The organism is Vibrio sp. 1580, from assembly GCF_033340055.1.
Window position 1 is genome coordinate 61511 of record NZ_JAWOVT010000011.1, and the last position, 12791, is coordinate 74301.

The following is a 12791-nucleotide window of genomic DNA, read 5'->3' on the forward strand; positions in this document are numbered from 1 at the left end:
TTGATGACAATCCAACATACACAAGACTTAGCTCAGATTCGCGCAATGGTGCCAGAGATGCGCCGCGTGAAATCCATCCACTTCATCGGTATTGGTGGTGCGGGCATGAGCGGCATTGCAGAAGTGCTGTTGAACGAAGGCTACCAAATCACAGGTTCTGATCTATCAGAGAACGCTGTGACAGAGCGTTTGGTATCAAAAGGTGCGACGGTATTTATTGGTCATCAAGCCAGTAATGTAGAAAAAGCAAGTGTGGTTGTTGTGTCAACGGCGATCAACGAAGAAAACCCAGAAGTGATGGCGGCACGTGAATTACGCATCCCTATTGTACGCCGCGCAGAGATGTTGGCTGAATTGATGCGATTCCGTCACGGTATTGCCGTTGCGGGTACACACGGTAAAACCACGACGACCGCTCTTGTCACTCAAATCTATTCTGAAGCCGGTCTTGATCCAACGTTTGTGAATGGCGGTTTGGTGAAAAGCGCAGGTACAAATGCGCGTCTAGGCTCGAGTCGTATTCTAATTGCAGAGGCAGATGAAAGTGACGCGTCATTCCTGCACTTGCAACCAATGGTGAGCATTGTTACCAATATCGAGGCCGATCATATGGATACCTATGGTGGTGACTTTGAAACCTTAAAGCAAACCTTCATCGATTTCCTTCATAATCTACCGTTTTACGGCCAAGCAATTGTTTGCATTGATGATCCTGTGGTTCGAGAGTTAATCCCACGTATTAGTCGTCAAGTGATAACTTACGGTTTTTCTGAAGATGCCGACGTACGTATTGAAGATTATCGTCAAGAGGGGCAGCAAGGCAAATTTACGGTAGTACGTAAAGGGCGAGCTAACTTAGATATCACGCTGAATATTCCAGGTCGTCACAATGCATTGAATGCGTCTGCTGCGATTGCGGTTGCTACTGAAGATGACATTGAAGACGATGCGATCCTAAAGGCAATGGCTGGTACGCAAGGTACGGGAAGACGTTTTGATCACCTTGGCGAGTTTGATACTGGCAACGGCCATGCAATGCTTGTTGATGATTACGGCCATCATCCAACAGAAGTGGATGTAACCATTAATGCAGCACGCAGTGGTTGGCAAGACAAGCGTTTGGTGATGATTTTCCAACCGCACCGTTATAGCCGTACTCGTGATTTATACGATGATTTCGCGAATGTGCTTGAACAGGTGGATGTATTGATCATGCTGGATGTTTACGCAGCGGGTGAAAAGCCGATTGCAGGTGCTGATGGGCGCGCTTTATGTCGCACAATTCGCAGCCGAGGCAAGGTAGATCCGATTTTTGTTCCAGAAATCGAGCAATTACCTTCAGTTTTAGCTAACGTTATACAAGACGGCGACCTAATCTTAACGCAAGGTGCGGGTGATATTGGTAAAGTGGCGAAACAGCTGGCAGGTCTTAAATTGAATATAAACAAGATGCTTGGCTGACACATATTGTTGATGCGAAGGACAGATAAAGACTCAGATCTCGATTTTGCGTCAATATCATTGTGATTTATTGCTATCAGTGTTTGATAGTTTACAAGAGCTCAGTATAATCCCAAGGTTAAAGTCAAGACTTTTACCTCTGCGTAATTATATGGGTAAAAAGTACACGACAAAAGTCAGGAAACGAAGACGTTGTTGAATATTGCACTGAATGACGAGCGACCAAACACGGGTAACAACCGTGGTCGCCAAGAAAAAATCTTGGGTGCGTTATTTTTCGTTGTGGTTGTGACTTTAATTAGTTCTGTTTTGTACGCGGCGATCAGTTGGATGTGGGATGACCAAAGGTTACCTCTCTCCAAAATAGTACTTCAGGGGAAACTGGAGTATGTCCAAGCTGACGATGTGCAGGCTGCATTTAGTCGAATTGATCACATCGGTACATTTATGTCTCAGGATATTGATGTATTACAGCAAAGTGTCGAAGCTCTGCCATGGGTAGCGCATGCCGCAATCCGAAAGCAGTGGCCGGATACAGTAAAAGTTTTTTTGACGGAGCATCAACCAGAAGCCATTTGGAATGGCAACGAACTGTTAGATAAAAACGGGTTCGTTTTTGATGGAGATGTTGCTCTGTTGCAAGAAGAAAAAGTGAAGCTGTACGGACCCAAAGATAGCGGACCGGAAGTCTTACAGACTTACCGTGATTTGAGTCCTAAGTTTCAGCAATTGGGTTTAGCGATATCGTCTCTGGTATTAAACGAGCGACGAGCTTGGCAAATCATCCTTGATAACGGTATTCGATTAGAGCTCGGAAAAGAGTCTCTTCTTGAGCGTATAGAGCGCTTTTTTAAGCTCTATAACAAGCTTGGCAGTGACACGCAAAGAATCAGTTATATCGATCTTAGGTACGATACAGGAGCCGCAGTTGGTTGGTTTCCTGAACAAGAGTTAGAAGAGAGTACAGATGACTAAGGCCGCTGATGACAACATTATTGTTGGTCTTGATATAGGCACTGCAACCGTATCGGCTCTAGTGGGTGAGGTTTTACCAGACGGTCAAATTAATATTATTGGCGCAGGTAGTAGCCCCTCACGCGGCATGGATAAAGGTGGCGTGAATGATTTGGAGTCGGTTGTAAAATCAGTACAACGTGCAATTGATCAAGCTGAATTAATGGCAGAGTGCCAGATCAGCCGAGTCTTCATTTCGTTGTCTGGTAAGCATATCGCAAGCCGAATTGAAAAAGGTATGGGCACGATTTCTGATGAAGAGGTGTCTCAAGAAGACATGGATCGCGCTATCCATACCGCAAAATCGATTAAAATCGGTGATGAACAGCGAATTCTTCATGTGATCCCGCAGGAGTTCACCATTGATTACCAAGAAGGAATCAAAAATCCGCTTGGTTTATCTGGGGTAAGAATGGAAGTGAGTGTCCACCTTATCTCATGCCATAATGACATGGCACGCAATATTATTAAGGCGGTAGAACGCTGCGGCCTTAAAGTAGAACAACTCGTATTTTCTGGGCTTGCTGCTAGTAATGCAGTAATCACCGAGGATGAAAGAGAGCTTGGAGTTTGTGTGGTTGATATTGGCGCCGGCACGATGGATGTGGCCATCTGGACTGGCGGTGCGTTACGTCACACAGAAGTATTTTCGTACGCAGGAAATGCTGTAACCAGTGATATTGCTTTTGCTTTTGGTACGCCAGTGAGCGATGCTGAAGAAATAAAAGTCAAATATGGCTGTGCTTTGAGTGAACTGGTCAGTAAGGATGACACGGTTAATGTACCAAGCGTAGGTGGACGACCATCACGTAGCCTGCAACGTCAAACGTTGTCAGAAGTGATTGAGCCACGCTACTCTGAGCTTATGGGACTGGTTAACCAAACTATCGACTCTGTACAAGCAAAATTGCGCGAAGAGGGTATCAAGCACCATCTGGCTGCGGGAGTTGTACTCACCGGCGGTGCTGCGCAAATGGACGGAGTGGTAGAATGTGCGGAACGCGTATTCCGCAATCAAGTAAGGGTCGGCAAACCGCTCGAAGTCAGCGGATTAACTGACTATGTAAAAGAGCCGTACCATTCTACGGCAGTTGGATTACTTCATTACGCAAGAGACATGCAGTCTAGCGACGATAGCGATTATAATGAACCTAAACGCTCATCTGTAACTGGCTTTTTCGATAAATTGCGTAACTGGATACAAAAAGAGTTTTAACCTGAGTTGCAGGATAAACGGAGACAACACATGTTTGAACCGATGATGGAAATGTCTGACGATGCAGTAATCAAGGTCGTTGGGGTTGGTGGCGGCGGTGGTAACGCCGTTGAACACATGGTGCGTGAATCCATCGAAGGTGTGGAATTCATCAGCGTCAACACTGATGCGCAAGCACTTCGTAAGACAAGCGTTGGCAATGTTATTCAGATCGGTGGTGATATCACTAAAGGTCTGGGTGCAGGTGCTAATCCACAGGTTGGCCGTGACGCAGCTCTCGAAGACAGAGATCGAATTAAAGATTCCCTGACTGGCGCCGATATGGTGTTTATCGCAGCTGGTATGGGTGGCGGTACCGGTACTGGTGCAGCGCCTGTTATTGCTGAAGTGGCTAAAGAGCTTGGCATTCTAACAGTAGCGGTAGTAACTAAACCGTTTAGTTTTGAAGGTAAAAAGCGTTTGGCATTTGCTGAGCAAGGTATCGATGAGCTCTCTAAGCATGTTGACTCTTTGATCACGATTCCAAACGAAAAGCTACTTAAAGTACTTGGTCGTGGTGTAACACTACTAGAAGCTTTTGCAAGCGCTAACGATGTTCTTAAGAATGCCGTTCAAGGTATTGCTGAGCTAATTACTCGCCCTGGCATGATCAACGTCGACTTTGCGGACGTAAGAACTGTAATGTCTGAAATGGGTCACGCAATGATGGGTAGCGGCATCGCCAAAGGTGAAGACCGAGCTGAAGAAGCGGCTGAAATGGCAATTTCTAGCCCACTTCTGGAAGACATCGATCTAGCGGGCGCTCGTGGTGTTCTTGTCAATATTACTGCTGGTCTGGATATGCGTCTTGACGAGTTTGAGACGGTTGGTAATACAGTGAAGGCATTCGCTTCTGACAATGCGACTGTTGTTATCGGTACTTCTCTAGACCCTGATATGACTGACGAAATCCGCGTAACAGTTGTAGCGACAGGTATTGGTAATGAGAAAAAGCCAGATATCACGCTAGTTGCGGGTGGTAAAGCGAAAGTGGCACCGACGCCGCAAGCTCAACCACAGCAACAAGCAGCGGCAACGCAAGCTGAAGAAAAACCGGCACAGACCTTGCAAAATAATCAAGTGCAAGAGAAGCCACAGGTAACTCCTCAGCCGACAAACACTGCTTCTTCTTCTCCAGCTTCGTCGAGTCAAAGTTCTGCGGCTCCAAAGCAAGAAAAGGAAAGTGGTTATTTAGATATACCGGCATTTTTGCGTCGTCAGGCTGATTAATCTTTAACCCATAAATTTGACATGGCTCAAAATTATGGTAGCATTCACGGTCGACGTTACAGACGGCCGTGTTTTGTAGCAAATTTTTGAGAGGCAAGCAGATGATCAGACAACGTACTCTGAAAGAAATAGTGAAAACAACTGGTGTGGGTCTCCACTCTGGTCGTAAAGTCACACTTACTCTGCGCCCGGCTGCTGCAAATACAGGTATCATTTACCGTCGTACAGATGTAAATCCACCTGTAGATTTTCCAGCTGATCCAGCTTCGGTTCGTGACACCATGCTTTGTACTGCATTGGTAAACGATGAAGGTGTGCGTATTTCAACTGTTGAGCACTTGAATGCGGCACTTGCTGGTATGGGCATCGATAACATTGTTGTCGAAGTAGACGCACCTGAAATTCCGATCATGGATGGTAGTGCAAGCCCATTTGTATACTTGCTACAACAAGCAGGTATCGAAACGCAAAATGCGCCAAAACGCTTCATCCGTATCAAAAAGCCAGTTCGTTTTGACGATGGTGATAAATGGGCAGAATTTGTACCATTTAACGGCTTCCGTATGGACTTCGAAATTGAGTTTAATCACCCAGCGATTGAATCAGACGAGCAACGTTTGCTGTTTGATTTCTCGTCAAAAGGCTTTGTTCGTGAGATTTCTCGAGCACGTACGTTTGGCTTTATGCGTGATATCGAATATCTACAATCTCAAAACCTAGTTTTGGGTGGTAGTTTTGACAATGCTATCGTTTTGGATGATTACCGTATTCTTAATGAAGAAGGTCTACGCTTTGAAAATGAGTTTGTGACTCACAAAGTGTTGGATGCGATTGGTGACCTTTACATGTGTGGCCACCCAATCATTGGTGAATTCCGTGCCTTTAAATCTGGCCACGGTTTAAATAACCAACTGTTACGTGCTGTTCTTGCAGATCAGGAAGCGTGGGAGTGGACTACATTCGAAGAAGAAGTCGGCTCACCAGTAGCATTCGCAGAACCAAATATGGTGCTTGCGTAAATACTTGGCATTAGAATTAATAAAAAACCAGGCTTATGCCTGGTTTTTTGCTATTTGGCTTTAATCCTGGATTTATCAATAACATTCAAGCTTTCAGCATATTGAAATAACGTTCACTTACGATCTTCCTTTTCTGCCATATCGGCTAATCGTTTTAAACGCTCTTGAATTTTCGGTGGCGCCATGTCGGCAATCGTCATTAATGACTTTGCTGCAGATTCTGTTAGTGGTGGACGCTTAGGTCTGTCGTCTTGTTGAAAGCGGTTTCGATATAGTGAAGGATTGATCCTCACTTCAACGCTCATCAGCTTGGCAAAGCCTTGAGTACGAAGTTTATTTAGGATCATGAGGCGATCGTAATCGATCTTCATTTTGATCGCGGCACTAGAGACATCGATCAATAGATGGCCGTTACGAACATTCGCTACTCGGCAATGATCGGCCGTCCCCGTGGGTAAGACCTCTTGCAAAGCTTGGTTAAGCTGTAAGATTTCTCCAGCATGTTCTTGAATCTGCTTGAACTGTGACTCAGCAATAACATCTTCAGTCGAGGTTGGACGGTGATCACGCATAGGTAAAATCTAATTTTGTTGAGATATAGCTATTCTAGAGCAGCTTTCTATCAAGGTATAGTTTACATTAACGTCTTTAGCTTCAGTTTTACAATGTAGCAAGGTAAAAAGCAAAGTTTGCTCTGGATGGATTACACATATTGCGGTATGCAATATCGGCTAATCAGTCACCACTTTAAGTAAAAACTTCAGAGTGCTTCAAACAAATACGTCTATTTATGGTTGTATCGATTAAAAATCCTTACACTAAGCCACATTGTTTCAAAACTTAGCCTTGAAATATGGATGTTTGAACTCAATATCTTTGATAAATGATTTATCTCAGTATTCTTAGTTCCAAACTGGCAGAGACTGAAGGCATTATGAGTAGATCGGGAACGGTCTGAATAAAGAGAGATTCACGAAAAATGATAACTAAGCTACTGACAAAAGTGATTGGCAGTCGCAACGACCGAACACTGCGCCGCCTTAGAAAAATTGTAAAAGAAATTAATAACTATGAGCCAACATTCGAGGCTCTAAGTGATGAAGAGTTAAAAGCAAAGACGGTTGAATTCCGTGAGCGCCTAGAGAAGGGTGAAACTCTTGATAAACTACTTCCAGAAGCTTTTGCTACGGTTCGTGAAGCATCTAAGCGTGTCTACGGTATGCGCCACTTCGACGTCCAGCTTATCGGCGGTATGGTTCTAAATGCGGGTCAAATCGCGGAAATGCGTACGGGTGAAGGTAAAACGCTGACGGCAACGCTTCCTGCTTACCTAAATGCCCTAGCTGGTAAAGGCGTTCATATTGTAACAGTGAACGATTATCTAGCTAAACGTGATGCAGAGACAAACCGCCCTCTATTTGAATTTTTAGGTATGACTGTTGGCGTAAACGTGCCAAACATGCCTCCTCAAGAGAAAAAAGAAGCGTACCAAGCTGACATCTTGTACGGAACGAACAATGAATTTGGTTTTGACTACCTTCGTGACAATATGGCCTTCCGTAGCGAAGACCGTGTACAGCGTGATCGCTTCTTTGCAGTTGTCGATGAGGTGGACTCAATCCTAATTGATGAAGCTCGTACTCCTTTGATCATTTCTGGTCCTGCTGAAGATAGCTCTGAGCTATACACCCGAATCAACCTTTTGATCCCGCATCTTAAAAAGCAAGACAAAGAAGACTCTGAAGAATATCGTGGTGATGGTCACTACACTGTTGATGAGAAATCAAAGCAAGTATACCTCACAGAAACGGGCCAAGAGTACGTTGAAGAACTGTTGGTGAAAAATGGTCTTATGGAAGAGGGTGACACACTTTACTCTCCGACTAACATCAGCATGTTACATCACGTGAATGCCGCTTTGCGTGCTCATGTGTTGTTTGAGCGCAACGTTGATTACATCGTTACTGACGAAGGTGAAGTAGTAATTGTTGATGAACATACTGGTCGTACAATGCCAGGTCGTCGTTGGTCTGAAGGTCTTCACCAAGCAGTAGAAGCGAAAGAAGGCGTTAAGATTCAAAACGAAAACCAAACTTTGGCTTCGATTACCTTCCAGAACTACTTCCGCTTATACGAAAAACTGTCTGGTATGACAGGTACTGCGGATACTGAAGCGTTTGAGTTCCAATCTATTTATGGCTTGGAAACGGTGGTTATCCCAACCAACAAACCAATGATTCGTAACGATATGCCGGATGTGGTGTACCGTACCGAAGCTGAGAAGTTTGCTGCAATCATTGAAGATATCAAAGAGCGCGTTGCGAAAGGTCAGCCAACATTGGTTGGTACAGTATCGATTGAAAAATCAGAACTTCTTTCTAACGCATTGAAGAAAGCGAAGATCAAACACAACGTACTGAATGCGAAATTCCATGAAAAGGAAGCGGAAATTGTTGCTGAAGCGGGTATGCCTGGTGCGGTAACTATCGCGACCAACATGGCCGGTCGTGGTACGGACATTGTGCTTGGCGGTAGTTGGCAATCAAAAGTGGAAGCTTTGGAGAACCCAACTCAAGAACAAATCGATGCGATTAAAGCAGAGTGGAAAGTGGTACATGATCAAGTACTAGATGCTGGTGGTCTACACATCATTGGTACTGAGCGCCACGAATCTCGCCGTATTGATAACCAGCTACGTGGTCGTTCTGGTCGTCAAGGAGATGCGGGTTCATCTCGCTTCTACCTATCTATGGAAGACTCTTTGTTACGTATTTTCACTTCTGATCGTATGGCGAGCCTTATCCAAAGTGGTATGGAAGAAGGTGAAGCAATTGAATCGAAAATGCTTTCTCGCTCAATTGAAAAAGCACAGCGTAAAGTGGAAGGTCGTAACTTTGATATCCGTAAGCAGCTACTAGAATACGATGATGTGGCGAACGATCAGCGTAAGGTTGTCTACGAGCTGCGCGACGAATTGATGAACGTTGAAGACATCAGCGGTATGATCGAGCAAAACCGTGAAGATGTGCTAACCGCGGTTATTGATGAGTACATCCCGCCACAATCACTAGAAGATATGTGGGACGTTGAAGGTCTGCAAGAGCGCTTGAAAGCAGACTTCGATCTTGATGCGCCAGTGAAGCAATGGCTTGAAGAAGACGATAAGCTTTACGAAGAGGCGCTACGCGAGAAGATCATCAATCTAGCCGTTGAAGTGTACAAAGAGAAAGAGGAAGTGGTGGGTGCGCAAGTGCTTCGTAACTTCGAGAAATCGGTTATGCTTCAAACTCTGGATACGCTTTGGAAAGAGCACTTGGCAGCAATGGATCACTTGCGTCAGGGTATTCACTTACGCGGCTATGCGCAGAAGAACCCGAAACAGGAATACAAGCGTGAATCGTTTGAACTGTTTGAAGGTCTACTAGAAGCGCTGAAAACTGATGTGATTACTGTTCTATCTCGCGTTCGAGTCCAGCAACAAGAAGAAGTTGAACGTATGGAAGAGCAACGTCGTGCGCAAGCTGAAGAGGCCGCTCGTCGTGCTCAAGCGCAACACGCAGCAGCACAAAACCCTCTTTCTGAAGGTGAAGAATCTGAAGAAGGCTCAAGTCAGCCAATGGTACGTGATGAACGTAAAGTAGGTCGCAATGAGCCTTGCCCTTGTGGTAGTGGTAAGAAGTATAAACAGTGCCACGGCAAGATCGACTAACGTATTAGTCAGATAATTTTTTAAAGAGTCGCCTAGGCGGCTCTTTTTTTAAGCAAATTCTGTGGCTGTCGAATTTCATAAGTTTTGATAGCATCGGATAGTTTTAGAGATGCAAAGACCGTTGAAGTGTAACGGCTTGAGAGTTAGGAACCCCTATGAAAAGAATTCACATAGTCGCGGCTATTATTTTTAACCAAGACAAATCAAAAATTTTTATTACAAAGCGTCCAGACGACAAGCATAAAGGCGGGTTTTGGGAGTTTCCCGGCGGGAAAGTCGAGTCAGGAGAAAGTATTGAACATGCTCTAGCAAGAGAACTTGAAGAAGAAGTAGGAATTGAAGTTACTGAGCAAGCCCTTTTCGAGCATTTGGAATATGACTATCCAGACAAATCACTTAAGTTTGATTTTATTACGGTATCTAAGTTCAGTAATGAGCCTTACGGCCGAGAAGGTCAAGAAGGTTGCTGGGTTGAGATAAGAGAATTGGGTAACTATGCCTTTCCTGAAGCGAACGTGCCTATCTTGGAGCGTGTCGTAAAAGAGTTCGCTTAAGCCTGATGAACTTGCTTGTGGTAACCACGGTATGTTGTTAGTTTAAATAGATTAAGCGAAACGAGAGAACGAGAGCAAACCTCGTTATCCAGAGAAGGAGAGAAAGCGCAATGGTTCGTATTGCAATCGCAGGAGCAGCAGGCCGAATGGGCCGTAATTTGGTTAAAGCTTCACACCTTAACCCAGAGGCGACAGTGAGCGCGGGATCAGAACGACCTGAGTCCTCACTTGTCGGTGTCGATATCGGTGAACTTTGTGGTGAAGGCAAATTCGATGTGTTCTTAACGGATGATCTTGCTAAAGACGTCGATAATTTTGATGTAATCATCGATTTTACTGCCCCAGTAAGTACGTTGGCGAATCTTGAACTGTGTAAGAAGCATGGAAAGAGTATTGTGATTGGGACGACTGGTTTCAGTGATGCAGAGCGTGAACTGATTGACGAAGCCGCTAAGCAAGTGCCTGTTGTCATGGCTCCTAACTACTCTGTTGGTGTGAACCTAGTATTTAAGCTTCTTGAGAAAGCAGCCAAAGTGATGGGCGACTACTGTGATGTTGAGATTGTCGAAGCACATCATCGTCATAAAGTTGATGCTCCTTCTGGTACCGCTATCGGGATGGGCGAAGCCATTGCTGGTGCGATGGGCAACAAGCTGAATGATGTAGCTGTCTATGCGCGAGAAGGTATCACAGGTGAACGTACTAAAGATGAGATCGGCTTTGCTACAATTCGCGCTGGCGATATTGTCGGTGAGCACACAGCCATGTTTGCTGATATCGGGGAACGAGTGGAGATAACGCACAAAGCGACCGATCGTATGACGTTTGCTAATGGCGCCGTCAAGGCCGCTGTTTGGTTGAGTGCCAAACCAGCGGGCTTTTATACCATGACAGATGTTTTGGGATTGAATGAACTCTAAATACATAATTATTCGCCGGCGGTAGCCGGCTTTTTTATATCTATAGAATTAGTTGTAAATGAAATGATTCTAACAGAAAGTATTTTGGTGCTTACTTTTGTTGTTGTTTTGGTTGTTTTGTGGGTGTTTTGGGTTTTGATGTCTAAAAACTAATGTCTTTTTTGTTGGGTGAACGTTTGCGTGAAAAACTCATACTTTTTTGTGAACTCTAAAAAGTTCAAATTTGTAAAATTCATTAAACCTCTATGCCTCTCTATGTAATAGCATGTAAAAGTTATCTTTTTGGGCCTTACTGATTCAAAATGACCTTACTCGCTAGAAATTAATCATTTATTTTTGATTGTAGGTTGACAGGTTTCGAGTCCAACTTTAGAATACCGCCAATTTGTCTGAAATACCTATTTATGTAGATTTTATAGGTAAAGGAAGGCATGTTTGCAGTTTGATTTATTTTTTTTGCATTTTTATTCTGGAGGTTGTCTTGGGTAAATTAGCACTGTTGGTCCTAGAAGATGGGACAGTGTTCCGCGGAGTGTCCATAGGGGCAGATGGTCTTTCCGTTGGTGAAGTCGTTTTTAATACCTCGATGACGGGGTATCAAGAAATCCTCACTGATCCTTCCTATTCTCAGCAAATCGTCACTCTCACTTATCCTCATATTGGCAATACCGGAACCACTTCCGAAGATGAAGAATCCTCTTCCATTCATGCACAAGGCCTTGTGATTCGCGATCTTCCTCTAATCGCTTCTAACTTCCGTAACGAACAATCCCTCTCTGATTATCTTAAGTCTCAAAATATCGTTGGCATCGCTGATATCGATACTCGTAAGCTCACTCGTATCCTGCGTGAAAAAGGTGCTCAAAACGGCTGTATTGTTGCGGGCAACAACCTAGACGAAGCTTTGGCACTAGCGAAAGCAAAAGAATTCCCAGGCTTAAAAGGAATGGACCTTGCGAAAGAAGTTACAACAAAAGAAGCGTATCAATGGAAGCAAGGTTCGTGGACGCTTGAAGGTGGACTTCCAGAGGCGAAAGATGACAGCGAGCTGCCATACCACGTTGTCGCTTACGACTTTGGCGCAAAACGCAACATCTTACGAATGTTGGTTGACCGCGGCTGCCGCTTAACGGTTGTACCTGCAGAAACGTCAGCGGAAGAAGTTCTGGCACTAAATCCAGATGGCGTATTCTTATCGAACGGCCCTGGTGACCCAGAACCATGTACTTACGCGATTGAAGCAACCAAAGTGTTCCTAGAAAAAGGCCTGCCAATTTTTGGTATTTGTCTAGGTCACCAAATTCTGGCGCTAGCATCAGGTGCGCAAACGGTGAAAATGAAGTTTGGTCACCACGGTGCAAACCACCCAGTAAAAGATTTAGAGCGTAACGTTGTGATGATCACTTCGCAAAACCACGGCTTTGCGGCAGATGAAGCAACATTACCGGAAAACTTACGTGCTACTCACGTATCGCTATTTGATGGCTCTTTGCAAGGTATCCACCGCACAGACAAGCCAGCATTTAGCTTCCAAGGTCACCCAGAAGCGAGCCCTGGTCCACATGACGCGGCACCGCTATTTGACCACTTTATCGAACTAATCAAAAAACACAGCGCTTAATTCGGAGT

10 protein-coding genes are annotated in these 12791 nt (G+C 44.6%); 9 read left to right on the plus strand and 1 reads right to left on the minus strand.

Going from position 1 to position 12791, the window contains the following annotated elements:
* The first annotated feature begins 3 nt into the window (after nt 1-3).
* The 5 genes from murC to lpxC all read left to right on the plus strand — a co-directional run bounded on the left by murC (nt 4) and on the right by lpxC (nt 5979).
* A complete protein-coding gene (gene murC, locus R7093_RS17490; protein WP_005387395.1) occupies nt 4-1461 on the plus strand; it encodes a UDP-N-acetylmuramate--L-alanine ligase in 1458 nt (485 codons plus the stop codon).
* Between the two features lie 192 nt (nt 1462-1653).
* Entirely contained in the window at nt 1654-2436 is a 783-nt protein-coding gene (locus tag R7093_RS17495) for a cell division protein FtsQ/DivIB (RefSeq protein ID WP_005387393.1), read from the plus strand.
* The gene (gene ftsA / locus R7093_RS17500; protein ID WP_005372946.1) at nt 2429-3691 is read left to right on the plus strand and encodes a cell division protein FtsA; all 1263 of its coding nucleotides are present in this window, start codon (nt 2429-2431) and stop codon (nt 3689-3691) included. Before R7093_RS17495 ends, ftsA begins: the two co-directional genes overlap by 8 nt.
* Before the next feature lie 30 nt (nt 3692-3721).
* Nucleotides 3722-4960, plus strand: coding sequence for a cell division protein FtsZ (gene ftsZ / locus R7093_RS17505; protein WP_005387391.1), 1239 nt, complete (start codon nt 3722-3724; stop codon nt 4958-4960).
* A 101-nt stretch (nt 4961-5061) separates the two neighbouring features.
* Complete coding sequence (lpxC, locus tag R7093_RS17510; RefSeq protein WP_047102006.1) at nt 5062-5979, plus strand: UDP-3-O-acyl-N-acetylglucosamine deacetylase; 918 nt, start codon at nt 5062-5064, stop codon at nt 5977-5979.
* Between the two features lie 113 nt (nt 5980-6092).
* Here the strand turns inward: lpxC and R7093_RS17515 are convergent, their stop codons facing one another.
* Nucleotides 6093-6551, minus strand: coding sequence for a DUF721 domain-containing protein (locus R7093_RS17515; RefSeq protein WP_033906094.1), 459 nt, complete (start codon nt 6549-6551; stop codon nt 6093-6095).
* Between the two features lie 407 nt (nt 6552-6958).
* Here R7093_RS17515 and secA point away from each other — a divergent pair, with 407 nt between their 5' ends.
* The 4 genes from secA (at nt 6959) to carA (ending at nt 12783) form a co-directional block, all read left to right on the plus strand.
* On the plus strand, nt 6959-9688 hold the full coding sequence (secA, locus tag R7093_RS17520; protein ID WP_047102008.1) for a preprotein translocase subunit SecA: 2730 nt from the start codon (nt 6959-6961) through the stop codon (nt 9686-9688).
* Between the two features lie 155 nt (nt 9689-9843).
* Complete coding sequence (mutT, locus tag R7093_RS17525) at nt 9844-10242, plus strand: 8-oxo-dGTP diphosphatase MutT (RefSeq protein WP_047102010.1); 399 nt, start codon at nt 9844-9846, stop codon at nt 10240-10242.
* A 110-nt stretch (nt 10243-10352) separates the two neighbouring features.
* The gene (gene dapB / locus R7093_RS17530; protein WP_005381860.1) at nt 10353-11162 is read left to right on the plus strand and encodes a 4-hydroxy-tetrahydrodipicolinate reductase; all 810 of its coding nucleotides are present in this window, start codon (nt 10353-10355) and stop codon (nt 11160-11162) included.
* 481 nt (nt 11163-11643) lie between these two features.
* Entirely contained in the window at nt 11644-12783 is a 1140-nt protein-coding gene (gene carA, locus R7093_RS17535) for a glutamine-hydrolyzing carbamoyl-phosphate synthase small subunit (protein WP_017821483.1), read from the plus strand.
* Nucleotides 12784-12791: the final 8 nt, after the last annotated feature.